This window comes from Streptomyces sp. NPDC033131 (assembly GCF_055578365.1).
In genome coordinates this window covers 85,963-110,163 of sequence record NZ_JBVIPA010000002.1, presented here as the reverse complement: position 1 = coordinate 110,163, position 24,201 = coordinate 85,963, and the positions used below count along the sequence as shown (strand labels likewise).

Here is a 24,201-nt window from a genome sequence, read left to right as displayed (position 1 = left end):
GGAACTGCGCCACCAGCCCCCACCAGCCCGCACCGTCGCCACAACCCCACGCCACCCCACGACAGACATGCACTGACACCCCACCACGGGCAGGCTTCACACCCCAGGGGCGCGGGGAACTGCGCCACCAGCCCCCACCAGCCCGCACCGTCGCCACAACCCCACGCCACCCCACGACAGACATGCACTGACACCCCACCACGGGCAGGCTTGACACCCCAGGGGCGCGGGGAACTGCGCCACCAGCCCCCGCCGGCCCGCACGTGAAAACAACCCGCGCCCACCCCGACACCCCCCGCCTGACCGCCGGAGGCTACAGCGGCATCGGCGCCATGTCGCACTCGATCCGCCGCCGCTGCCGCGCCGCCAGCAGCCACGGGTGGTCGGCCCGCAGGATCCGGGTGAAGCCGTCCACGGCCTTGCGCTGAAGTTCGTCCGCCTCCGGGCCGCGGCCCAGCCCCCGCAGGTCCAGCGCGAGGTTGGCCGTGCAGGAGAGGGTGAGCGGGTGGTCCTCGCCCGCCGCCTCGGCGAGCAGCGGCAGATTGGCCTCGTCGATCTCGTGCGCCCGCTCGAAGTCCAGGCGGGCGTACGCCGTGTTGGCCTGGCCGATGCCGACGGTCAGGGTGATGACGTGGCGGTCGCCCACCGTCCCGGCCAGTCGGCCCGCCGCGGCGTCCTCGTGCTCCTGCGCGGCGTCGAGGGACCCGAGCGTCCGCAACGTGGCGGCCAGGTTGGCGCGGGCCAGCAGTGTGTACGCGTGGTCCTCGCCGAGGCGCTGCTCGTAGCGCCGCAGGGTGACGTCGGCCAGCTGGCGGGAGCTGTCGAGGTCACCGGACAGACGCTGGTCGACGGCCAGATTGATCGCCGTGGACAACGAGTCGAAGTGGTCGGGGCCGTAGCGGGCGACGAAGCGCCGCAGGGTCTCCTCGGCGAGCTTGGCGGCCTCGGCGAGCGCCCCGTCGCGGCGCCGGCACACCGCGAGGTTGCGGGCGATGCGCAGGGTGAGCGGGTGTTCCTCGCCGAGCGCGGTGCGCGCCCGCCGGTGGACGTCCTCCTGGAAGTCGCGGGCGCCCGGATAGTCGCCGCCCTCCCGCATGTCGATGGCGAGGCCGTTGAGGGTGTTGAGGGTGAAGAAGCTGGCCGGGCCGAAGAGCAGGTCGCGCAGGCGCGCGTTCTCCTGGTCCAGCGGCAGCGCCTCCTTGAACTGTCCGCACAGTCGCAGGTCGACGCCCCAGCTGTGGGTGGCCCGCAGGGTGGCGGGGTCGTCGGAGCCGAACAGCGACCGGGCCAGCTCGGTGGCCTCCTGGCCGAGGTCCCGCGCCTCCTGGAAGCGGCCCTGGTAGCGGCGGGCGTCGGCCATCTCGCACAGGGAGTCGATCAGCTCCTCCGGCTCGACCTCCATCCGGCGGGACACGTCGAGGGCCTTCTCGGAGAGCGCGATCGACTCGGGGACCTGCCCGACCTGGCGCAGCAGGAACGAGAAGCTCTTCGTCATCCGTACGACGTGGATGTCCTCCTCGCCCGAGGCGGCGATCCAGGCACTCCAGGCCTGCCGGCCGAGGTCGGCGGCGCCTTCGTGGTCGCCCCAGTAGTAGAGGAACCACACGGTGTCGTAGACCAGTTCGCGCACCCAGGTGTCGGTGCTGGTGACCGCCTGCGAGGTGAGCACGTGCGGCAGCAGCGCCTGGTAGGAGCGCCACTCCAGCGAGGAGCCGTAGGCGCCCGGCTTGGCGGCCGACAGCAGTTGGTGGGCGGCGTCCCGCATCCGCTGCCGCTCGTCGGCGCTCAGCTTGGCCAGGAGCACGGTCTGCAGCAGGCGGTGCATCTGCAGGGTGTCGGAGCGGGGGTCCACCTTGATCAGCGAGAACTGGCTGAGGTCGCGCACCGCGCGGTTCAGCCGGATCGACTCGCGCAGCAGCGGGTCGATCTCGGCGGTGATGCTGACGCCCCGGCTGCCGCGCAGCATGGACCGCGGGATCGGCTCGGGGGCCATGCTGGCGCAGATGTCGAGGAGCTGCCGGGCGCCGGGGTTGTTCTGCTGGATCCGCTCCAGCGAGATGTCCCAGGCGGCGGCGACCGAGACCGGGTAGTCGGGGGCCGGGTCGAGTTCGAGGATCTCGGGGCTGCGCTGGGCGAGCAGGTCGAGGTACTCGTCGACGAGCATGCCGGTGACCGCGCGCCAGGCGCCCGCCTGCTCGACGGCGAGCGGCAGGTCGCCCAGGGCCTCGGCGAGCCGGTCGGCGTCCTCGGCGCTCAGGTCCGGGGAGCGCCTCTGGAGGAGTTCGATGGACTCCTCGCGCTCGAAGACGTTCACCGGCAGCGGGGTGGCGACCCGTTCCCACGCCCGGTTCCGGGAGGTGACGATGACCTTGCCGGGCCCGTTGGTGGGGAAGTAGTTGCGCACCGCCTCGACGTCCTCCGCGTTGTCGAAGACGAGCAGCCAGTTGTCGTACGGCGCCCCGGCGCGCAGTGCATCCAGTACGGCGGGCACGGCGGTGTTGGCGGCGGGGGCGCCGAGGCTGTCCTGACCGGTCGGGGCGACGCCCAGCTGGGCGGCCAGACTGGCGAGGGCGGCCAGGATGAGGCTCTCCCGCTCGGCGGGGATCCAGCAGATCACCTTGTAGTCGTGCTGGTGGGTGTAGATGTACTCCAGCGCCAGCTGGGACTTGCCGACGCCGCCGAGGCCGTGCAGTGCGTGCGGCAGGACGGCCGCGGTGTCCTGGGCGCTGAGCTGCTCCTCCACGGACCTCAGCAGCGTCTGGCGGCCGACGAACGACGTGTTCCTGAGGGGAACGTTCACCAGAAGAGCCGGTGTTGCGGTCGTGGTGCTCTGCATGAGCTGCTCAGCCTCCGGGGCTTCTTGTTGGTTCGCGTCGATTACCAGGCTCTGCACGGGCGGTTCTCCAGGTCCGTCGGGGACGTCTGCTGGATCCCTGCCATCTCCGCCGCCCGCTGACCCCCCGCCGCCCGTGTGTTTCACCTCAGGGAGTGAGGGGGCGGGCAAACGGGCAGCCACCCGTTCGGCCGCACCGGACCCGAGCCTGGCGAGGTTGGGTTCGATGCGTCTGGCGCGTTCGGAGTACGGTCCCGACAGCGCGCGCATCACGGCCAGTTCGCTGCGTACCCAGCCGTGCTCGGCGGGGTCGGGCAGTGTGGTGCCGGTCGGGTCGCGCAGGGCGGCGCGCAGGGCGACGCCCCGTGCGCCGGCGGCGGGCAGCTCGCCCACCACGCTGACCGTGCGGGCGAGTTGGCTTCGGGTCGTGGTGGCCAGCAGCGCCTCGCGGACCCCGTCGGCGAACTCGGGCCGGCCCTCGCCGCCGCTGTCCCAGTCGATCAGCCCGCCCATCAGGATCTCGGCGAGGTGGTCGGGGCCGGTCTCCGGCATGGTGCGCCGCCGCAGCTGTTCGACGAGGTCGAACTCGAAAGGAATCGCCGCGAGTTGGGTGGCGAGTCGGCGGGCGGCGGGGGTGGCGAGGGTGAAGAAGCGGCGTACGGCGGCGGTGGCCGCGCGCGGGAAGCGCGGGGCGCGCAGTCCGGGCGCCGGGGCGCCCTTGGTGAGGGTGCCGGCCAGGACGACGGGCAGGGCGCGGCGGACTCCGCGCTCCGAGGTGACGAGGTCGGCCCAGGCCGCGACGGATCCTGCCTTCAGGGACAGCACGGGCACCGGCACCGAGCCGTCACCCGCGGCCGGCAGCGGGCGCAACGGGTCGGGCCCGCCGGGCGGCGCCCAGTGGGCGAGGCCGTCGTTGGCGGCGCCGAAGCCGCCGGCCTCCAGGACGGCCTGGTAGGGGTAGAGGGAGGAGCGGTGGCGCAGGTGCGGCGGCAGCAGGTGGACGAGGGCGGTGGGGCCGGCGTGGGCGAGCCGGCCGAGCAGTTCGTCGGCGGCGGGCGCGGCCCAGCCGTGGGCGAGACCGTCGGTGACGACGAGGAAGATGCGGCCGCCGCGTCCGTCGAGGAGTTCGGCGGGGTCGGCGGCGGCCCGTCCGGTGCTCCAGCGCAAGGTGGCGGACCCGGTGCGCGGCACGTTCACCCGTACCGTGCGCACGCCCCGGAAGGCGCCGCTGTGCTCGGCGGCCCTGGCGAGCCGGCCGGCGGCCTCCTCCCAGATACGCATGGTGGGCGCGTCGTCGGTGAGCACGACGAGGTCGAAGGTGGAGGTGCGGGCGGGCCGCAGGAACGGCATCCACATGCCGTCGACGAGCCCCTGTTCGGCGGTGGTCTCCTCGTCGAGCTCAAGGGTGTCGCGGGAGGGGATGCGCCGGGCGAGCTGGTGCAGGGCGCGCGCGAGCAGGGCGGTGGCCCGGCCGGGCGCCTGCTGCGGGCGGTCGTCGGGCAGCAGGGGGCGCCCCACGTGCAGCGCGAAAGGCCCTTCGGGGTCGGGTAACAGCCGGGCGTGGACGGCGAGTTCACCACTGGCGCGGTCCGGGTCCGACAGTCCGGGCCGGTGCGCGGGGTCCCTGAGCGGTGGGACCCGCAGGCCGGGGGTGCCGGAGTCGGCGGGCGAGCGCCGCGGCGGCTGCACGGCATCGGCGGCGGGGCCCGCCCCGTCGACCGCGGGCGCGTCGGGGTCCCGTACGGCGGCGGCGTCCGTACCGGCGTGCGGTGGGGTCGTGGGTGTGGTGTCGGGGTGCTGCGCCGCCTCCTCGCCGGCCGGGCGGTCGTGGCGGGACCAGTGGGCGGCGAGCCAGACCGCGTCGGCGACCTCCTGCCAGCGCGGCGCGGACTGTTCCTCGACGTGGGGCGGGCGGGCCGGTGCGTCCTGGTCCAGGGCGGCGGGGAAGGTCGCTCCGTGCTCTCGCGGGTTCTCGACGGACTCGGAGAACGCCGAAGGAGGCGACGACCCCGAAACGGGACCTTCGTCGCCGAGCCCGGACGCGCGCTCCCTGGGAAAGCCGGTCATTCAGCGGCCCTTCGCGAGGTCGCGGAGCAGCATTTCCACGAGCTTACGCCCGTCACCATCCGCCTGGAAACCACCCGCGGTAGTCATCTGGACAGCGTTGAGTAGCTGGTCGAGGGAGTGGGTTCCGCCGGCCTGGACCCGCTGAACGAACAGGTCGACCAGGTCTTCGGTGCCCTGCGGGCGGGCTCCGAGGTGTCCTTCGACCATGGCCAGGAGTTGTTGTCGGGTGGGGGTGCGCATCTCCAGCGGCAGGCAGCGCCGGCGGAAGGCCGCGGGGAACTCGCGCTCACCGTTGCTGGTGATCACCACGACCGGGAACTCCCGCGCTTCGACCCGGCCGCCGCGCACCAGGGCGTGACCCCCGGGGTCGCTGGTGTGGACGCGCGCGGTGTCCGCGGCGTCGCGCACCAGCTCGGGGACGTCATAGTTTCCGTTCTCCAGGACGTGCAGCAGGTCGTTCGGCAGGTCGATGTCGCTCTTGTCGAGCTCGTCGACGAGAAGCACACGGGGACGATCGTAGGGCAGCAGGGCGGTGCCGAGGGGGCCGAGGGTGATGAAGTCACCGAGGAACGGCGGGAGTTGACGATCTCTTGACGAGAGGGCCGTGTTGACGTCCTCGACGGTCCCCGCACCGGGGCCCTCGCCGGCCGCCCGCGGGCCGGCCGGTCCGGTGAAGCCCGCCTCCCTCAGTCCCGCCTGCCAGGCGGCGATGGCCTGGGCGCGTCCCATGGCGTCATGGACGTACAGGCCGTCGCGCAGGGCCGTACGGCTGACGATGTTCCACTCCAGGACCCGGCCCAGGCCCAGTTCGCGGGATATCAGGTAGGCGAGGGTGGACTTGCCGACGCCGGGCGGGCCGGTGATCAGCAGGGGCCTGCGCAGCAGCAGGGCGGCGTTGACGGTGTCGATCTCGTCGGGGCCGAGCTGCGGGGTGATGTCGCCGGGGCCCAGGCGGCGCAGTGCGGCCTCCGGCTCGTCCGGCGGGGCGGGCTGGAGCGGTTCGCCGCGGAACCGGCGCCAGGGCGGCGGCTCCGGCAGCCGGGGCGGGACGGCCGGGGCGCTGCCCGTGGCGTGGAAGACGCGCCAGCCGTTCGGGGACGTCTGCTCGTGCGCGCTCATGCCGGTGCCTCCTCGCCGGCGAGATCGCCGGGATCGATGTCAACGAGCCGGGTGGGGTCGTCCCAGAAGAAGCCGATGTGACGGCCGAGGAACCGGCCCGGCCCCAGGTTGTTCAACTCGGCCTTCTGGCGCAGCCGGTGAATGGCCGTCGGGATCTGCGCGGGGGTCGGCACGGCGGCGAACACGGCGGTCACCACCTCCCGGCGTTCCTCGTCGAAAACCCCTCTGCGGTCCCAGACCGCGAGTCCGATCCCTTCCGCGATGGCGGCCTTGAGCGCCTCCAGGGCAAGGCGGTCGGCCGGGGCGTCCAGCACCACGGCCGTATGTCTGTTCTCCCCAGCGAGCACCGCCTGCCATGCGTCCGGACGCCCACCATCCGGTTCACTCCAGCCGTGCACCGTGACCCCGTGCTCCCGCAGGACGCGCCAGCGCTCCCGCCACTGCTCCCTGACCAGGGTGTCCTTGCTGCGCATGCGCTCCAGGCTCCGCAGGTGCACCCCGTACTTCAGCCCGAGCGGCAGCGGCCGCCCGTCGCCGATCCGGTGCGTCAGCGCGGCCACATCGTGGTTGAGAAGGTCGTACGGCAGCAGGAACTCGATGTACGGCGGCGGCTGCAGTCGTCCGCCCGGGTCGGGTTCGCGCGGCACCGCCCAGAGCCGGGCGCCCTGCCCGAGGGCCTGTTCGACGGCGGTGCCCAGGCCGTCGAGGGTGGTGGTGGCCGGTTCGCCGGGCTGGGGGTTCCAGTGACCGGGGACGGTGTTGAGCCAGGGGCGAACGACGATCTCGCCGGTGCCGTCCCGGGCCGGCTCGACGGCGACGATCAGGCAGCGCGGGATGTCGGGGTCGCTCACCGCGGCGGGACGGGCGGCCCTGCGCCGCTCCAGTTCCCTGGTCAGCCCGGCGCGTCGGGCCCAGTCGTCGGCCCAGCCGGAGAGGGCGGCGCGATGGCCGGGGGCGAGGGCGAGCCGGGCCGCCCGGTCCAGCAGGAGCACGGCGGGCGGCAGACCGTCGGGCTGGGTGTTCCACTCCAGGACGTGGGTCAGCAGCTGCTCCGGTAAGAGCCCGGTGGGCAGGTCGAGGCCGTTGAGCTCGCCGACCAGGTCGTCGCGCAGCCGGCTCGCGGAGATCTCGCCCTTGGCCAGGACGGCGCGGGCGCTGCTCTCGTCGTCGCGGCTGAGGGGGCCGAGCGGCGTCTCGAGGGCGGCGGCCGGGAAGGGGTCGATCAGCCGGTCGAGTTCGTCGCCCGCCGGGTTTCCTTCGAGGAGGCGGACCACCCCGACCAGTACGCGTTCCCCGCCCGCCACGTTCAGCGCGACGCGCACCAGCGCCACCACGTCCTCGCGTTGCCGGACACCGCGTACGTCGACCGGCCGGCCGAGGTGCTGTCCGAGGAGCGCGGCGAACTGGCGGCGGCTCTCGGAGTCCTCCGTGCAGCTCAGCTCGCACAGGCCGTCGGTCAGGTCCTGCAGGAGCCGAAGTCCCCGCGGGCGCGCGGAACCGCCCTCGGGCCTGTCCCACCCCGCGCCTGTCTCCACCGACTGTCCCCCATGAAGCCGGTACGCCTGCCTGACCGGCCTGCGAAGCTAGCACGGCAACTGGCGGTTCACCAGGGACAAGTGGGGACGCGCGGGACGAAGTCCGGCCGGACGCCCTCCAGTTGGACGACTCGGCCGGAAATCGACCCTCGCGGATGCCACAGGGCGCTGTCCTCGGCTACAGCCTCGGGTCCACCGGCTCCGACTCCAGCGCCAGCACCCCGAACACCGCCTCGTGCACCCGCCACAGCGGCTCCCCCTCGGCCAGCCGGTCCAGTGCCTCCAGGCCGAGCGCGTACTCGCGGATCGCGAGGGAGCGCTTGTGGTTCAGGAACCGGCCGCGGAGCCGGGCGAGGTTCTCCGGGCGCGTGTACTCCGGGCCGTAGATGATCCGCAGGTACTCGCGGCCCCGGCACTTGATACCGGGCTGCACCAGGCGGCCGGCCGCGCTGCGCACCACCGCGCCGACCGGCTTGACGACCATGCCCTCGCCGCCGCGGCCGGTCATCTCCAGCCACCAGTCGACGCCGGCTCGCACCGACTGTGGGTCGGCGGTGTCGACGTACAGGCGTCGAGTGGTCTGGAGCAGACCGGTGCTGTCGTGCTCCACGAGCCGGTCGAGCAGGGCCAGCTGCTCGTCGTGCCGCAGGGCGGCCAGGCTGCGGCCCTGCACGGCGAGGATCTGGATCGGTGCCAGGCGGACGCCGTCGAGGCCGTCCGTGGTCCAGCAGTAGCGCCGGTAGGCGTCCGTGAACTTGGCGGCGGTGCCGGCCCGTTCACGCTGACGGGCGAGCAGGTCCGCCACGTCGACGCCGCGTGCCGCCGCGCCCTCCAGGGCGGCCAGCGCACCCGGGAACACCGCTTGGGAGGCGGCGCCCACGGCCGCGTACTGCGACCGCAGGAGGCCGGACGCCTTCAGCGACCACGGCATCAGTTCGGCGTCCAGCAGGAGCCAGTCCGTGTCGAGTTCGGACCACAGGCCCGCCTCGCCGATCGCTGTCCGCAGGCGGCCCAGGATCTCCTCCGTCACCGACTCGTCGTCGAAGAACGGGCGGCCGGTGCGCGTGTAGAGCGAGCCCGTGGGACCGTCCACGCCGAAGCGCTTGGCGGCCGCCTCCGCGTCCCGGCACACCAGGGCCACCGCCCGCGAGCCCATGTGCTTCTCCTCGCAGACCACCCGCTCGACGCCGTCCTCCTGGTACTGGGCGAAGGCCTCGGCGGGGTGCTCCAGGTACCCCTCGATGTGGGACGTGGCGGTCGGTGCCATGGTCGGCGGCAGGTACGGCAGCAGCCGCGGGTCGACCGCGAAGCGGCTCATGACCTCCAGGGCCGCCGCCGCGTTCTCCTCCCGGACCGACACCCGGCCCGCGTGCCGTGTCTCCACGACCCGGCGGCCGTGCACGTCCGCGAGGTCGAGCGGGCGTCCGTCGTGCCCGCCCGGCGCCTCGCTGCGCAGCGGCTTCGCCGGCTCGTACCAGGTCCGCTCGGCCGGTACGTCGACCAGCTCGCGCTCCGGCCAGCGCAGCGCGGTGAGCTTGCCGCCGAAGACGGCACCGGTGTCGAGGCAGATGGTGTTGTTGAGCCAACTGGCTTCCGGAACCGGGGTGTGCCCGTAGACGACCGCCGCCCGGCCCCGGTAGTCCTCCGCCCACGGGTAGCGCACCGGCAGCCCGAACTCGTCGGTCTCGCCGGTGGTGTCGCCGTACAGGGCGTGCGAGCGGACCCGGCCGGAGGTGCGGCCGTGGTACTTCTCGGGCAGACCGGCGTGACAGACGACCAGCCGGCCGCCGTCGAGGACGTAGTGGCTGACGAGCCCGTCGATGAACGTCCTTACCTGCTGCTTGAACTCCTCGCTCTCGGCGTCCATCTGCTCGATGGTCTCGGCGAGTCCGTGGGTGTGCTGGACGTTGCGGCCCTTGAGGTAGCGGCCGTACTTGTTCTCGTGGTTGCCCGGCACGCACAGGGCGTTGCCCGACCGCACCATCGACATCACGCGGCGCAGCACGCCCGGGCTGTCCGGACCGCGGTCGACGAGGTCGCCGACGAAGACCGCGGTACGGCCCTCGGGGTGGACGCCGTCGGTGTAGCCCAGCTTGCCCAGCAGGGTTTCGAGTTCAAAGGCGCAGCCGTGGATGTCGCCGACGATGTCGAAGGGGCCGGTGAGGTGGGTCAGGTCGTTGAAGCGCTTCTCGGTGACGACGGTGGCGTTCTCGACCTCCTCGACGCCTCGCAGGATGTGCACCTTCCGGAAGCCCTCGCGCTCCAGGTGCCGTACGGAGCGTCGGAGTTCGCGGATGTGGCGGCCGATCACGCGGCGCGGCATGTCGGCGCGGTCGGTGCGGGCCGCGTTGCGTCCCGCGCACACTTCCTCGGGCACGTCGAGCACGATGGCGATGGGCAGCACGTCGTACTGCCTGGCCAGGTCGATCAGCTGCCGCCTGCTGTCCTGCTGCACGCTGGTCGCGTCGACGACCGTGCGGCGGCCGGCGGCGAGGCGCTTGCCAGCGATGTAGTGCAGGACGTCGAAGGCGTCCCGGGTCGCGCTCTGGTCGTTCTCGTCGTCGCAGACCAGCCCGCGGCAGAAGTCGGAGGAGATGATCTCGGTGGGCTTGAAGTGCCGGCGGGCGAAGGTGGACTTGCCGGAGCCGGAGGCGCCGACGAGGACGACGAGGGAGAGGTCGGTGACGGGGAGAACCCGTCCGTTGTTCTGCGTCTCGGTCTTGCTCTCGGTCTCGGTCATGCCGCCTTCGCCTCCTTCTCGGTCACGCTCTTCATCGTGAACACCGCCATCTGGGTGGGCGGTCCCACCTCGGGGTCGTCCGGTCCGACGGGGACGAACTCCACGCCGTAGCCGTGCCGTCCGGCCACCGCGTCCGCCCACTGGCGGAACTCCGTGCGCGTCCACTCGAAGCGGTGGTCGCCGTGCCGGACGTGCCCGGCCGGCAGGCTTTCCCAGCGGACGTTGTACTCGACGTTCGGGGTCGTCACCAGCACCGTGCGCGGACGGGCCGAGCCGAACACCGCGTACTCCAGGGCGGGCAGCCGGGGCAGGTCGAGGTGCTCGATCACCTCGCTGAGCACAGCGGCGTCGTACCCCTTGAGCCGTTTGTCGGTGTACGCCAGCGAGCTCTGGAAGAGCTGGACGCGCGAGGCCTGCCGCTCCCCCATGCGGTCCAGCTTCAGCCGCCGGGAGGCGATGGTGAGTGCCCGCATCGACACGTCGGTGCCGACGATCTCGGTGAACCGCGGGTCCTTGAGCAGCGCCTGCACCAACTGGCCCTGTCCGCAGCCGAGGTCGAGCACCCGGGCGGCGCCGGACGCCTGGAGCGCGGCGACGATCGCGTCGCGGCGCTGTACGGCGAGCGGGGTCGGCTTCTCCTCGGTCTCGGCCTCCGCCTCCACGGCGTTGTCGATCTCCTCGACGTCCGTGTCGTCGGCCTCGGCCAGCCGCACGAGCTCCAGCCGCTCCATCGCCTGCCGGGTCAGCGACCAGCGGCGGGACAGATAGCGGCTGGTGATCAGCTTCTGCTCCGGGTGCTCGGGCAGCCAGCCCTCACCGGCCCGCAGCAGCTTGTCGACCTCGTCGGGGGCCACCCAGTAGTGCTTGGCGTCGTCGAGGACGGGGAGCAGCACGTACAGGTGACGCAGCGCCTCGGCGAGGGTCAGCGCCTGCGACTCCAGTACGAGACGGACGTACCGCGAGTCGCCCCACTCCGGGAACTCGCTGTCCAGAGCCACCGGTTCGGCGGTCACCGCCCAGCCGAGCGGTTCGAAGAGACGTCGTACGAGTTCCCGGCCGCCTCTGGCCGGAAGCGCGGGCACCTCGATGCGCAACGGCCTGGTCTGCTCCGCGGCTTCGGGCCTCGCGCCGCACACGCCCCGCATCGCGCTGGAGAACACGCCGCTCAGTGCCACGGCGAGCAGCGAGGAGGCGGCGTACGGGCGGTCGTTCACGTACTGCGCGAGTGCCGCGTCGGGTGCGCCGCCGCGCCCCTTGCCCTTGCCGCGCCTGACCAGCGCCACCGCGTCGACCTCCAGCAACAGCGCCGCAGTGCAGCGCTCGGCATCCGCCTCGGGGTAGAGGACGTGCGCCGTGCCGTAGGACGTGGAGAACGCCTGCGCCTTCTCGGGATGCTTGTGCAGCAGGAAACCGAGGTCGGTGGCGGGGCGTTCGGGAGTGCCGGTGGTGCTGATCGTCAGAAACACAGGGAGGCCTCTCCGGCCGGTGGATGTGATGGCTGCCGTACGTGCGAAAGCCCTCAGGGTGGTGATCCTGAGGGCGCGGCAGGACGACGGTCACACGATCCCACAGCCCTGCCGACCGGCGCTTTCGTTTATCGGAGCTGTCGGCGCTCCTCCGCCTGCCAGGGGCTGACCCCGAGTTTTCCGGTGGTGCCGAGGTCGAGGTGGGGGGTCACCGTGACGGGTGCGGCGCCGGACTTCGCCCGGACCCTCACGTAGGGAGCGTTGACGGCGACGCCGCCTTGGGCCGTGTTGCGCCACACCAGACTCGCCCGGGCGCGTTCGCCGGGCTTCAGGGTCACGGGCCGGGGCGGGTCGTCGGAGCCGGTGACGGCGGTGGTGATGCCGCCGCTGCCCCGGAGGACGCTGACGCCGTCGACCGGCTCGCGGTCCTCGTCGAGGAGGGTCAGCTGCGGGTAGCCCTCGACGTGGTAGTCGGCGGTGCCGCAGTTCTCCAGCCACAGCCCCACGACACGCAGTCCCATGGCGGCGTCGCCCTCGTCGGTCGTGACATTGATCCCGGAGGAGGGGCACCTGCCCGGCTCCGCCGGCGCCTCGACCGCGAGGACGCTGGTGACCTGGGAGACCTTCGCCCGCGTCACCTTCATGTCCCCGCCGCCCCCCGTCAGGAGCGGCATGTCGACGGTCCCCCGCACGGTTCTGCCGGGCTCGACCTCCCGCACGGTCCGGCGGGTGTTGGTCACCACCTGGCCGGCGGCCGTCGTGAAGTCGAACAGGATCGTGTACGTCAGCGCTTCGGAGCTGTCGTTGACCACTTCGTAGGCGGCGGAGACCGGGGAGTACGCGGCGACGATCCCGGGCGTCGAGGGGGACGGAAGGGTCACGCCGGTGACCCGCACACCCTCCAGCCCCGGATCGGACACCGAGCTCCGGGGCGTCGGGCCGGCTCCGCCGCCGCCCGGGGAGCCGGCGCGTTCCAGGCCGCAGCCGGACAAAAGCAGGGCGGCGGCGAGGACTGGGAGTAAGGGGGTGGCTTTACGCATCGGGCCACCCCACCAGCATCCGGATCACCTCACCTGTGGTGGAGGCCACAGTTCCGGCCACAGGCTTGTCACAGTCACCTTTCGGCGCGCTACGACAGCCGAGCCACGACAGCTACGGCAGCTGCGACTGCACCTGCGCGGAGATGAGCTCCAGGTGGTCCAGGTCGGACAGGTCGAGGATCTGGAGGTAGATCCGCTCGCAGCCGGCCTCGGCATGGCGGCCGATCCTGTCGACGACCTCGGACGGGGTGCCGGCCAGGCCGTTGGCCTTCAGCTCGTCGACCTCACGGCCGATGACGGCGGCCCGGCGGGCGACCTCCTGGTCGTCCTTGCCGACGCAGGCCACGAGGGCACTGGAGTAGGTGATCTCGTCCGCCTTGCGCCCCGCTTCCTCGGCGGCGGCACGCACCCGGCCGAACTGGCGCTCGCTGTCCTCGATCGAGCCGAACGGCATGTTGAACTCGTCGGCGTACCGCGCGGCCAGCCGCGGGGTCCGGGTGGCGCCGTGGCCGCCGATGAGCACGGGGATCTTGCGCTGGGTGGGCTTGGGGAGCGCGGGCGAGTCGGTGAGGTCGTAGTACGTGCCGTGGAAGTCGTAGGTCTCGCCGACCGCGGTCGCCCACAGACCGGTGACGATCTCCAGCTGTTCCTCCAGTCGCCCGAACTTCTCCTTCGGGAACGGGATGCCGTACGCCGCGTGCTCCTCCTCGAACCAGCCCGCGCCCAGGCCCAGTTCGACGCGGCCGCCGGACATCTGGTCGACCTGCGCGACCTGGATGGCGAGCACGCCGGGCAGCCGGAACGTTCCGGCGGTCATCAGCGTGCCGAGCCGGATGCGCTTCGTCTCACGGGCCAGGCCCGCCAGGGTGATCCAGGCGTCGGTGGGGCCGGGGAGGCCGTCCACGGAGCCCATCTTCATGTAGTGGTCGGAGCGGAAGAACGCGTCGAATCCGAGGTCTTCGGTGGCCTTGGCGACGGCGAGAAGGGTGTCGTAGGTGGCGCCCTGCTGGGGCTCGGTGAAGATGCGGAGATCCATGCCTCCATCCTGCACGCTGCGATAGCGGTCAACCTCATTCGGTCCCTTGGGTCGCGCCCGTGCCCGGTCGGGTGAAAATCCGTCGAGGCCGCACCCGGGGAGCGACCTCGCCAGTGACCCGGTACGGCGGTGATCGTTGGCTCGGCGGAGCCGGACCGACCGGCGCCCGCACCGGACGGTCGCCGCCGGGGCGTCGTCGTCCGTCACCCGCGTCGGCCCGAGGAGGCCGCCATGTCCGAGGAAACAGTGCCGCATCAGGGCGGGGGTGCCGGTGCCGGTGCCGCCACCGGGCAGCCGAAGGGGCTGCTCCAGCAGATGGAGGAGCTGATGGCGGCGCTGAACGCGGATCTGTCGGCGCTGGACGCGGACCTGCAGTCGGCCGGGAGCGCGGGGCGCGGAGCGGTGGAGGTCGGGGAGACCGGCTGACAGCCGTTCACTTCCGGGCGGACCGGGGGGGCCGGGCGGGTCGGCGCTGGGGGTGGGTCGCGCAGCCCGGCGCTCACGGGGTGCCGCCCGCGCCCACCCGTGCCGCCCCAGCGGCACGACTGCCCGCGGATCGACGGCGCACGACTGTCCGCGGATCGACGGCGCACGGCCGCCCGCGGGCCGGCGGCACACGTCCGCCCGCGCCTGCACGACCCGCTACGCCGGCAACGCCTCGTCCCTGTCGGCCAGTCTCCGCAGCATGTCCAGGACCCTGTCCCTCGATTCGTCCGCCGCGTCGATCGCCTCCATGCACTGCCAGTACGTGCCCTCGTCGTCCGCCGCGCTGGCGAGGCCCACCAGGGCGATGCCCACCTCGCCGAGCAGGCCGCCGAGGCAGAGGAGCGCCTGGCGGGCGTCGCCCAGGTCGGTGAGCTGGGCGGCACGGAGATGTTCCATGTCGATGTCCGGACGGTCCAGGACACCGCAGCCTCTGCCCGCGAGCTCGGTCAACCCCAGCGCCTCACCCCGCAGTTCGGGTGGGCCCGCGACCGCCAGGCGGCTGCCTATCGCCTGGGCCAGGGCCTGCGCCTGCCACACCTCCGCCATGACGTGCGGCGGGTCACCGCCTCCCGCCAGGGCGCGTCTGCTCGCCACGATGAGCCGCACAGCGTCCATGCGCTGCCCCCGTCTGTCCGACGCGCGCGCGGCGCGTCCGCCCGAACTCCCTTGTTCACTACCCAGAGTGAGGGCGGCTGAGACAAAAAGCCAGAGGAAGGCGGAAATCTTCGGACAACGAATCGATTTCGGCTCGATTTCTGACTCCGGAGAGTGATAACGGACGCGTCGGTTCCTCCAACGGGCGGGCTGCTCGCGCGGACATGCCTGTCCGGCGGGAGCCACTACGGCGCCGGAAACCTCCGCTCGTTGCGGTCGATCTTGGCGTCCAGCGCCGCCAGCGGGTCGATACCGAGCACTTCGCACAGCTGCAGCAGATACGCGAGGACGTCGGCCACCTCGTCGGTGACGCGGTGCGCGGTCTCGGGGTCGGCCATGACGCGGGCGGACTCCTCCGGCGTCAACCACTGGAAGATCTCGACCAGTTCGGACGCCTCCACGCTGAGCGCGGCGACGAGGTTCTTCGGGGTGTGGTACGGCTGCCAGTTGCGGGCGGCGGCGAACTCGGCCAGCCTGCGCTGCAGTTTCGCCACGTCGAGAGGTTCGGTCACGGCCCCAGGTGTACCACCGTGACTCCCGCCAGACCGGCGGCCCAGGACGCGTCGCTCACCGCGCCGACCAGGCGGATGTGCCCGCGGTCGCACATCCGGGCGGCCAACCGCAGCAGTTCGGCCCGCTGGCGCGGGTCCAGGTCCCGGTCGAGGTTGTCGGCGAGCACGGTGAGGGTCTGCAGGGCCGCCGGTACCTCGCCGACCGGGTCGACCTCCAGCACCCCGGGTCCGGTGAACAGCACCAGCGACAGTGCGAGGTACCGCAACTCGCCGTCGCCCAGCCGCCCGAGCCGCGTCCGGATCCCGTCGCCCCGGTCGAGCAGCGCGCGCACGGTCCCGTCGGTGAGCGGTTCGGCGTACAGGTCCCTGACGGGACCGGCGCATCCGGCGCGCACCGCCGCGACGAGTTGCGCATGCCGTCGCGTGCACTCGGCGCGGGTGCGCCCGAGCACGTCGGCGAGGTTGTCGCAGCCGCCGAGCAGCCGCCCGGTGCCGGTCGGGACCGGGGCGCGCATCCGGCCGGGGCGTGGATCGCAGGCGAAGACGGAGCGCAGGGCGACGACCATCTGTTCGGCGGCGGCGAGCACCCGGCGCTGCCCGTCCGTCTTGCCGGCGACGCGCAGCGGGAGCAGGGCGGTGCCAAGCCGGTCGTCGGGCAGCGGGGCGCGGGTGACCGGCGCGGAGCCCGCCGTGTGCCAGGCGGCCTGCACGGTGCGGCGCGAGGGGTCGCGCAGGGCGGTCTGCAGGAGGACCAGGCCGTCCGTCGACAACCGCTCGCCCACGATGCGCAGACCGGGTTCGGCCTGGATCGCGACGTCGAGCCGGACCGGGCCCTCGGGTCCGTCGGCGGTACAGCCGATGCGGAAGCCGCGCCGGCGCTGGGCGTCGGGCCGGGCGCGGTCGGGGACGCAGGCGGCCGGGTCGGGGAACACCTCGTCGACCGCGGCGCCGCCGCCGAGCCGGGCGAGGGCCTCGTACGCCCGCAGCGCGGTCGTCTTGCCGCAGCCGCTGGGCCCGGCGAACAGGGTGAGCGGGCCGAGCGGGAACGCGGCACGCCGGTGCCCGGCGAAGGCGGACAGGCGCAGTTCGGTGACGCACGGCCGGTCCGGGCGCCCTCCGCCGTCCCCGGACGGCGCCGGCGAGGGGGACAAGGCGGACGTGGGGGACGTGCAGGACACGGTCATGAGCGGACCGTAGGACTCCGCCGTCAGGCGAACCGTTCCGTCCGGCGGACCTTCCTACGATCGGGGGACCGGTCTCACGTGCCGGGCACACCCACGCCTTCCATCAGTCCGGTCACCTCGGTGCCGGCGGGTGTGAGCAGGAACACGTTCCGGTCGACGCGGTGCATGCCGCTCGCCAGCCCGAAGACGACCCCGGTGCTGAAGTCGAGGATGCGTTTGGCGACGTCGGTCTCCGCGGCGGTGAGGTCGAGGAGGACGGGTATGCCCGCCATCAGCGTCTCGGCGACCTCGCGGGCGTCCGCGAACACGGTGACCCTCAACACCACGAAGCGGCGCCGGGTCTCGGTGACGGCCTCGGGCATGGCCCGGTGACCGACCGAGGACGGCCAGGCATCCCGGCCCCGCAGCGGCACGACCTGGGCGAGCCCCTCCCACTGTTCGTCGGTGACATCGTGGCTGTTCACCGGCATGCTCCGTTCTCGGCTCGCACTGCTGTCTGCATCCGGTAATTCTTACGCATGGTCACCCGTTCGGCCCACAGCGACACGCTCCGCGACCCCCCTCACACCGCCTTCGGGGCGCCTGTGCAGGGGGCGTAACCCCTGGTGATCAAGTTGTGTCACATAGGCGTAACGGGCAATTCGTACGGTTGTCGTCATGACGACGACCCCACGCATGCGGCAGACGCAGCAGGTGCGCACGGTCTGCTCGTACTGCGGTGTGGGCTGCGGCATCCTGCTCGACGTCGGGATGGGCCCGGACGGCAGGCGTACGGTCCTGAAGGCCTCCGGTGACAAGGCGCATCCGGCGAACGCGGGGCGGCTGTGCACCAAGGGCGCGACGACCGCCGATATGCTCGCCGCGCCCGGCCGGCTGACCACGGCGCTGGTGCGGGACGACCGGGGCGAGGAGCCGGTGCCGGTGCCCGTGGCCGACGCGATCGCCGAGACCGCGCGGAAGCTGCGCACGGTCATCGACGAGCACGGGCCGGACGCGGTCGCCTTCTACGTCTCCGGGCAGATGAGCCTGGAGGCCCAGTACCTGGCGAACAAGCTGGCCAAGGGGTTCGTGCGGACCAACCAGATCGAGTCGAACTCGCGGCTGTGCATGGCCAGCGCGGGCGCCGGCTACAAGCTGTCGCTGGGGGCCGACGGGCCGCCGGGCTCGTACGACGACTTCGACACCGCGGACGTCTTCCTGGTCATCGGGTCGAACATGGCCGACTGCCATCCGATCCTGTTCCTGCGGATGATGGAGCGGGTCAAGGCGGGCGCCAAGCTGATCGTCGTGGACCCGCGGCGCACCGCGACCGCCGCCAAGGCGGACCTGTTTCTGCAGGTCAAGGCGGGTACGGACCTGGCCCTCCTGAACGGGCTGCTGCATCTGCTGGTCGAGAACGGGCACACCGACCCCGATTTCATCGCCGCGCACACCGAGGGCTGGGAGGCGATGGAGGGGTTCCTGGCCGACTACGCGCCACACGTCGTCGCGGAGATCACCGGGCTCGCCGAGGACGACCTGCGCGCGGCCGCGCGGCTGATCGGCGAGGCCGGTGAGTGGATGAGCTGCTGGACCATGGGACTCAACCAGTCCACGCACGGCACCTGGAACACGAACGCCCTGGTCAACCTGCATCTGGCGACCGGCGCGATCTGCCGTCCGGGCAGCGGCCCCTTCTCCCTCACCGGCCAGCCCAACGCGATGGGCGGCCGCGAGATGGGCTACATGGGGCCGGGGCTGCCGGGGCAGCGGTCGGTGCTCGTGCCGGACGAGCGGGCGTTCGCCGAGGAGCTGTGGGAGCTGCCGCCGGGGACCGTCCGGGCGGACGGGGTCGGCAAGGGCACCGTCGAGATGTTCCAGAAGATGGCCGACGGGGAGATCCGGGCCTGCTGGATCATCTGCACCAACCCGGTCGCCTCGGTCGCCAACCGCCGTACCGTCATCGAGGGCCTGGAGGCGGCCGAGTTCGTCGTCACCCAGGACGTCTTCGGTGACACCGAGACCAACGCGTACGCCGACGTCGTACTGCCCGGCGCGATGTGGACCGAGGGCGAGGGCGTCTTCGTCAACAGCGAGCGCAGCCTCACGCTGACCGCGGCCGTCACCGACCCGCCCGGCGAGGCGACGGCGGACTGGCGGCTGATCGCGGCCGTGGCGCGGGAGATGGGGTACGAGAAGGGGTTCTCGTACGACAGTGCCGAGGAGATCTTCGAGGAGATCCGGCGCTTCTGGAATCCCGTCACGGGGTGGGACCTGCGCGGGGTGACGTACGAGCGGCTGCGGTCGACGCCCGTGCAGTGGCCGGCCGCGTCGGAGGACGGGCCCGAGCGCAATCCCGTCCGGTACGTGGGCGAGGGCGGGCTGCGGTTCCCGACCGCGAGCGGCAGGGCCGTCTTCCACGCGCGGCCGCACCTGCCGGCCGCCGAGATGCCGGACGACGACTACCCGTTCGTCCTGAACACCGGGCGGGTGCAGCACCAGTGGCACACGCTGACGAAGACGGGCAGGGTCGCCAAGCTCAACAAGCTGAACTCCGGGCCGTTCGTGGAGCTGCATCCCGCGGACGCGCGGGAGCTGGGGATCTCCGAGGGCGACCGGGTGGAGGTCGCGTCGCGGCGGGGGCGGGCCGTGCTGCCCGCGGTGGTCACCGACCGGGTGCGGCCGGGCGCCTGTTTCGCGCCGTTCCACTGGAACGACCTGTTCGGGGAATACCTGAGCGTCAACGCCGTCACGAGCGACGCGGTGGATCCGGTGTCGTTCCAGCCGGAGTTCAAGGTGTGCGCGGTGTCGTTGACGCGGGTGTCGGCACCGGTGGCACCGGCGGCCCCCGCCGACGTCATCGTCCCGACCACCGTCACCCCGGGCGCGGACCCCTTCGGGATCGCACCGGCGCCGCCGCCCGTCCTCACCTCTCAGGAACGGCTCTACCTCACCGGCTTCCTCGCGGGCATCAACTCCGGCGCCCCAGGCGTCCCGGTGCTCCCGCCGGACGCGCCCTTCAGCCCCGAACACGCGCTGTGGGTGAACGGCGTCCTGGCCGGCATGTACTCGCGGACCACGGCCGGGCCCCAGGTCAGGCGCGGTCGTCAGGTCGTCATCCTGTGGGCCTCGCAGACCGGCAACGCCGAGGAGTTCGCGGGCGCCGTCGCCGACCGGCTGTCCGAGAGCGGGCACACGGCGACGCTCGTCGGCATGGACGACACCGCCCCGGGCACGCTGCCGTCCGGCGCCGACCTGCTGCTGATCACCAGCACCTTCGGCGACGGGGACGCGCCGGACAACGGCTCCGGCTTCTGGGAGGCGCTGTCCGGGGAGCAGGCCCCGCGCCTGGAAGGGGTCCGCTACGCCGTCCTGGCCTTCGGCGACTCCTCGTACGACGACTTCTGCGGGCACGGCCGCCGGCTGGACGCACGGCTGGACGAGCTGGGCGCGGTGCGGCTCGCGCCGCGCATCGACTGCGAACCGGACTTCGAGCCGTCGGCGGACGCGTGGCTGGACGAGGTGCTCGGCGCGCTGGGCAGCACCCACACCGACGTCCAGGAACCCGCGACGAGCCCGCGGCCCCCGGCCACCAAGCCCGCCCGCTCCCCCAAGCCCGCCCCCACCGGCGCCCGCCTCGTCGGCAACCGGCTGCTGAGCGGGCCCGGCGCGGGCAAGGAGGTCAGGCGGTTCACCTTCGACACGAGCGGGACGCCGCTCGCGTACGAGGCCGGGGACGCGCTCGGGGTCCGGCCGGTCAACTCGCCCGCGCTGGTGGAGGAATGGCTCGCGGTGACCGGCGTCGGGGGATCGGCCTCCGTGTCCGTGGACGGTGTCGGGGAGGTGCCCTTCGCCGAGGCCCTGCACCGGCACCTGGACATCACGAAGATCACCCCCGGCCTGCTCCGCTTCGTCTCCGAACACGTCCGTGACGACCGGGAGTTCCGCAGGCTGCTGCGTCCCGACAACAAGGACGGCCTCGCGCAGTGGAGCTGGGGTCGCCAGGCGGTGGACGTGCTCGCCGAGCACCCGGTGCGGGCGGGCGCGCAGGACTGGGCGGACGTCCTCAAGAAGCTGCAACCGCGGCTGTACTCCATATCGTCCAGCCCGCTCGTCGACCCGCACCAGGTCTCGCTCACGGTGTCCGTCGTGCGCTACGAGAACCTGCACGGCCGTCCGCGCGGCGGCGTCTGCTCGCCCTTCCTCGCCGGCGCCGAGGCGGACACCGAGGTGCCGGTGTTCGTGCAGCGCTCGCCGCACTTCCGGCCGCCCGCCGACGCCTCGACGCCGATGGTGATGGTCGGCCCCGGTACGGGTGTCGCGCCCTTCGTCGGCTTCCTCCAGGAGCGGCTCGCACTCGGTCACCGGGCGCCCAACTGGCTGTTCTTCGGCGAGCAGCACCGCGCCACCGACTTCTACTACGAGGACGAGCTGACCGCACTGCTCGACGAGGGCGCCCTGACCCGCCTCGACACCGCCTTCTCCCGGGACCAGCGCAACAAGGTGTACGTGCAGGACCGGATGCACGAGCACGGCCCGGAGCTGTGGCGCTGGCTCCAGGACGGCGCCCACTTCTACGTCTGCGGTGACGCCTCCCGGATGGCGAAGGACGTGGACCGGGCCCTGCGGGACATCGCGGTCGCGCACGGCGGGCTGGAGGAGACCGAGGCGTCGGCGTGGGTGAAGCAGCTGGCGGCGGCGAAGCGGTACGTGCGGGACGTGTACTGAGGCGGGCCGTGCGGGGCGTCCCCTGAGACGCCGGGAGCGGGACGTCCGCCGGGGCACCCTTTGCCCGGGATGCCCGCTTCTTACCGCCCTCACACCGCGCTCTTCACCTCCTTCGGCACCTCGCTCACCAGGCACGATTAACGTCCGGTGGCGTGCTCCTGGCAGATACTCGGCTGTCGGCGCCCGGCCGGCGGCCTCAGCCGGCGGGGCCGGCCGCCCCGGAACCCCCCGCGCAGTGGCATCGCGTCCTGACGCTGCTCGCCGACATCAGCCTTCTCATCGGTACGCGCTCGGTGTGGACGCAGGCGGCCGAGCAGCGGCTGCCCGTGGCCGCCGTGATCTGCGCCTGCTACGCGTCGATCCTGGTGTACGGGGTGCTGGCGCTGGTGGTGCGCCGGGAACGGTCGCTGGCGCGGCTGGACCTGTGCGTCCTGGTGACCGCGGTGACACTCGCCCTGTGCGCGCTCGTGCTCTCCCACCGGGGCTCCGACGAGGCGGACCTGACCACGCAGGCCGCCCGGGAACTGGTCGCCGGGCACGCCGTCTACGGGCAGCCCTGGCCCTGGCTGTTCGGCCACCCCGGCGTCGGACTGACCCCGACGACGAGCGGCGGCTACGACCTGACGTACGGCTACCCTCCGCTGGCCCCACTGCTGACCGCTCCCCTGCTGTGGCTGGGCCACGGCGGCGCCCCGGCGGCGGTGCTGGCCTCGCTCGCGCTGGTCGTCGGCACGGTGGTGCTGTGGCGGCTGCTGCCCGGCCCGTGGCGGTCCGCGGCGACCATGGTGTGCCTCGGCTTCGGCATGCTGCCGTCGTACGGCAGGCTCGGCTACCCGGCGATCCTGGCCCTGGCCCTGCTCGTGCCGGTGGTGGTGCGCTGGCCGCGGATCGGACGCGGCGGGCGGCTCGGCCCGGCCGGACTCGCGCAGGCCGCCTGCCTGGGAGCGGCGTGTGCGGCGCAGCAACTGCCGTGGTTCCTCGCGCCGTTCCTGCTGGCCGGCGTCTACGCCGTGCGGCGCGGCGAGCTGGGCGCGCGGGCGGCGGCGCTGGTGGTGCTGCGGGTCGTCGGGGTCGCCGTCACGGTCTGGCTGCTGATCAACACGTACTTCGTCGTGAGCGAGCCGGGTCCCTGGCTCGAGGGCATCGCCCTGCCGCTGACCCAGGGCGCGGTCCTGCACGGGCAGGGCCTGGTGGACGTCTCGCTCTACTTCACCAGCGGCAGCGACCGGCTCGACTGGTACGCGCATGCGAGTCTGCTGCTGGTCGCGGGCCTGCTGGCGCTGTTCGTGCTGTTCGTACGGCGGCTGGGGCCCGCCGCGACCGTGCTGCCGTGGTGCGCCTTCTATCTGGCGACGCGTTCGCAGGACGGCTACTACCTGATGATGACGCCGCTGTGGCTGGCGGCGGCGATCACCGCGCCCCCGGCGGAGTTCGCCGGCGCGTGGCAGCCGAGGCCGCGCCTGCTGTGCGGCCAGCACCGGCGTCCGGCGCGGGCCGCGGCGGCCGTACTGCTGCTCGTTCCCGCGCTGGCGGGTTCCGTGCTGGCGGTGACGGGGACGCCTCCGCTGCGGATGCGGGTCGCGTCGGTGCGACGGGCCTCGGCGACCGTCGTCTCCGGGCTGACCCTGCGGGTCACCAACACGGACGACACCGCCCTGACCCCCCACTTCACGCTCACCACGGGTCAGGGCATGGACCCGTACTGGCCGGTCGTGCGGGGCCCGGCCGCGCTGCCCGCGCACATGACGGCGACGTACGAACTCCGGCCGCCGGAGGGGACGTACGCCGTGCCGCGACAGCCGGGCGTACGCATTTGGCTGCGGGCCTTCACGCCCTCGCCGCAGACGCTGTCGAGTGCGTATGTCAGGCTGCGCTCCGGCTAAGGGGTCCTTTCACTATGAGCGTCCGATCAGGTCGCGTGGTCTGGTGCCGTGCATCGCAAGGCGCCGGAGCGGCCTCGATGGGGGTCCCCCCGCGCGAGGTTGTTCGAGCGTGGGGGAGGAGCCACGTGGGCGTTTCGGCAACGCGGCGAGGTGCGGTGCCAGGCCGCGCGACCCGGACGGGCATAGTGAAAGGACCCCTAAGGGGGGAGCGTGGTCGTGACCGTGGTGGGCCGGGCCGGGGTCACGCCGCCAGGACGGCAGGCCGTGGGGGCTGCTCCTCCGCCGCGGTCAGCAGCTCGATGAGGGTGGCGCGGGCGCGGGACACCCGGGAACGGACCGTGCCGACCGGACAGCCTGCCAGCGCCGCCGCCTCCTCGTACGGCAGGCCCAGCAGCTGGGTGAGGACGAACGCCTCCCGGCGCTCGTCGGGCAGCGCCGCCAGCAGGTCGGCCAGCGCGATGCCGTCGTCGAAGCCGGGCAGTCCGCACGGCTGGGCCCGCTCGACGGCCAGCTGCCAGTCCGTCGCGTCGTGCAGCCGGGGCCGGGCCGCCGAGTACCGGTAACTGTCGATCACCGCGCGCCGCGCGATGGACAGCAGCCAGGCACGGGCGGAGGAACGGCCCTCGAACCGGTGCAGGCTGCCGAGCGCCCGCAGGAACGTGTCCTGGGCCAGGTCGTCCACGGCCTGCGGATCGGCGCAGAGGTGGGCGACGTACCGCAGGACGTCGCGGTGCAGTGCGCGGACGAAGAGCTCGACGGCTTCGGTGTCACCGGCCCGGGCGGCGAGCGCCCAGGCGGTCGTGGAGTCGTCCATGGGGTGCCGTGTAGCGATCACTTGGTGTCCTTCTCGGGGCATCCGTGATGTGCGGGGATGCGGCCGTACGACGCCTGTGTGGGCGTACGGCCGCGGCCCGAGGCGCCCGTACGGCTGCCTCGGGG

At 72.9% G+C, this 24,201-nt stretch carries 15 protein-coding genes; 3 read left to right on the top strand and 12 right to left on the bottom strand.

What is annotated here, in order from left to right; genetic code table 11:
* Nucleotides 1-313 precede the first annotated feature (313 nt).
* The 7 genes from fxsT to ACZ5XS_RS03865 all read right to left on the bottom strand — a co-directional run bounded on the left by fxsT (nt 314) and on the right by ACZ5XS_RS03865 (nt 13,836).
* Nucleotides 314-4,900 carry an FxSxx-COOH system tetratricopeptide repeat protein gene (fxsT, locus tag ACZ5XS_RS03895; protein WP_468647600.1) on the bottom strand — a complete coding sequence of 1,529 codons (4,587 nt, stop codon included), beginning with the start codon at nt 4,898-4,900 and terminating at the stop codon, nt 314-316.
* A complete protein-coding gene (locus ACZ5XS_RS03890; RefSeq protein WP_468647599.1) occupies nt 4,901-6,019 on the bottom strand; it encodes a MoxR family ATPase in 1,119 nt (372 codons plus the stop codon).
* Nucleotides 6,016-7,554: a VMAP-C domain-containing protein gene (locus ACZ5XS_RS03885; protein ID WP_468647598.1), complete on the bottom strand. Its 1,539-nt coding sequence runs from the start codon at nt 7,552-7,554 to the stop codon at nt 6,016-6,018. The genes ACZ5XS_RS03890 and ACZ5XS_RS03885 overlap by 4 nt, the downstream gene beginning before the upstream one ends.
* Nucleotides 7,555-7,732: 178 nt before the next feature.
* Nucleotides 7,733-10,294 carry a polynucleotide kinase-phosphatase gene (locus tag ACZ5XS_RS03880; protein ID WP_468647597.1) on the bottom strand — a complete coding sequence of 854 codons (2,562 nt, stop codon included), beginning with the start codon at nt 10,292-10,294 and terminating at the stop codon, nt 7,733-7,735.
* A complete protein-coding gene (locus ACZ5XS_RS03875) occupies nt 10,291-11,760 on the bottom strand; it encodes a 3' terminal RNA ribose 2'-O-methyltransferase Hen1 (RefSeq protein WP_468647596.1) in 1,470 nt (489 codons plus the stop codon). Before ACZ5XS_RS03875 ends, ACZ5XS_RS03880 begins: the two co-directional genes overlap by 4 nt.
* Before the next feature lie 128 nt (nt 11,761-11,888).
* On the bottom strand, nt 11,889-12,800 hold the full coding sequence (locus ACZ5XS_RS03870) for a DUF4232 domain-containing protein (protein ID WP_468647595.1): 912 nt from the start codon (nt 12,798-12,800) through the stop codon (nt 11,889-11,891).
* A 112-nt stretch (nt 12,801-12,912) separates the two neighbouring features.
* A complete protein-coding gene (locus ACZ5XS_RS03865) occupies nt 12,913-13,836 on the bottom strand; it encodes an LLM class F420-dependent oxidoreductase (RefSeq protein WP_468647594.1) in 924 nt (307 codons plus the stop codon).
* Between the two features lie 231 nt (nt 13,837-14,067).
* On the opposite strand from ACZ5XS_RS03865, the gene ACZ5XS_RS03860 reads away from it, so the two are divergent.
* The gene (locus tag ACZ5XS_RS03860; RefSeq protein WP_468647593.1) at nt 14,068-14,262 is read left to right on the top strand and encodes a hypothetical protein; all 195 of its coding nucleotides are present in this window, start codon (nt 14,068-14,070) and stop codon (nt 14,260-14,262) included.
* Between the two features lie 216 nt (nt 14,263-14,478).
* On the opposite strand, the gene ACZ5XS_RS03855 is transcribed toward ACZ5XS_RS03860, so the two are convergent.
* The 4 genes from ACZ5XS_RS03855 to ACZ5XS_RS03840 all read right to left on the bottom strand — a co-directional run bounded on the left by ACZ5XS_RS03855 (nt 14,479) and on the right by ACZ5XS_RS03840 (nt 17,142).
* On the bottom strand, nt 14,479-14,937 hold the full coding sequence (locus ACZ5XS_RS03855; protein ID WP_217236098.1) for a DUF6099 family protein: 459 nt from the start codon (nt 14,935-14,937) through the stop codon (nt 14,479-14,481).
* 224 nt (nt 14,938-15,161) lie between these two features.
* Nucleotides 15,162-15,488: a nucleotide pyrophosphohydrolase gene (locus ACZ5XS_RS03850; RefSeq protein ID WP_217236097.1), complete on the bottom strand. Its 327-nt coding sequence runs from the start codon at nt 15,486-15,488 to the stop codon at nt 15,162-15,164.
* On the bottom strand, nt 15,485-16,672 hold the full coding sequence (locus ACZ5XS_RS03845; protein WP_468647592.1) for an AAA family ATPase: 1,188 nt from the start codon (nt 16,670-16,672) through the stop codon (nt 15,485-15,487). The genes ACZ5XS_RS03850 and ACZ5XS_RS03845 overlap by 4 nt, the downstream gene beginning before the upstream one ends.
* 74 nt (nt 16,673-16,746) lie before the next feature.
* A complete protein-coding gene (locus ACZ5XS_RS03840) occupies nt 16,747-17,142 on the bottom strand; it encodes a cell division protein SepF (protein WP_217236096.1) in 396 nt (131 codons plus the stop codon).
* A 187-nt stretch (nt 17,143-17,329) separates the two neighbouring features.
* Between ACZ5XS_RS03840 and ACZ5XS_RS03835 the strand changes: the two genes are divergently transcribed.
* Nucleotides 17,330-21,379, top strand: coding sequence for a molybdopterin-dependent oxidoreductase (locus tag ACZ5XS_RS03835; protein ID WP_468647591.1), 4,050 nt, complete (start codon nt 17,330-17,332; stop codon nt 21,377-21,379).
* Between the two features lie 152 nt (nt 21,380-21,531).
* A complete protein-coding gene (locus ACZ5XS_RS03830; protein WP_468647590.1) occupies nt 21,532-23,262 on the top strand; it encodes a hypothetical protein in 1,731 nt (576 codons plus the stop codon).
* A gap of 241 nt (nt 23,263-23,503) precedes the next feature.
* Here ACZ5XS_RS03830 and ACZ5XS_RS03825 read toward each other — a convergent pair whose 3' ends face one another.
* A complete protein-coding gene (locus ACZ5XS_RS03825) occupies nt 23,504-24,118 on the bottom strand; it encodes a sigma-70 family RNA polymerase sigma factor (RefSeq protein ID WP_468647589.1) in 615 nt (204 codons plus the stop codon).
* Between the last annotated feature and the right edge of the window lie 83 nt (nt 24,119-24,201).

Coding starts and splice junctions, on each gene's coding strand:
- ACZ5XS_RS03870 (WP_468647595.1), bottom strand. CDS start 12,800: ATGCGTAAAGCCACCCCCTTACTCCCAGTCCTCGCCGCCGCCCTGCTT.
- ACZ5XS_RS03860 (WP_468647593.1), top strand. CDS start 14,068: ATGTCCGAGGAAACAGTGCCGCATCAGGGCGGGGGTGCCGGTGCCGGT.
- ACZ5XS_RS03835 (WP_468647591.1), top strand. CDS start 17,330: ATGACGACGACCCCACGCATGCGGCAGACGCAGCAGGTGCGCACGGTC.
- ACZ5XS_RS03865 (WP_468647594.1), bottom strand. CDS start 13,836: ATGGATCTCCGCATCTTCACCGAGCCCCAGCAGGGCGCCACCTACGAC.
- ACZ5XS_RS03880 (WP_468647597.1), bottom strand. CDS start 10,294: ATGACCGAGACCGAGAGCAAGACCGAGACGCAGAACAACGGACGGGTT.
- ACZ5XS_RS03890 (WP_468647599.1), bottom strand. CDS start 6,019: ATGAGCGCGCACGAGCAGACGTCCCCGAACGGCTGGCGCGTCTTCCAC.
- ACZ5XS_RS03840 (WP_217236096.1), bottom strand. CDS start 17,142: ATGCCGGTGAACAGCCACGATGTCACCGACGAACAGTGGGAGGGGCTC.
- fxsT (WP_468647600.1), bottom strand. CDS start 4,900: ATGACCGGCTTTCCCAGGGAGCGCGCGTCCGGGCTCGGCGACGAAGGT.
- ACZ5XS_RS03845 (WP_468647592.1), bottom strand. CDS start 16,672: ATGACCGTGTCCTGCACGTCCCCCACGTCCGCCTTGTCCCCCTCGCCG.
- ACZ5XS_RS03825 (WP_468647589.1), bottom strand. CDS start 24,118: ATGCCCCGAGAAGGACACCAAGTGATCGCTACACGGCACCCCATGGAC.
- ACZ5XS_RS03855 (WP_217236098.1), bottom strand. CDS start 14,937: ATGGACGCTGTGCGGCTCATCGTGGCGAGCAGACGCGCCCTGGCGGGA.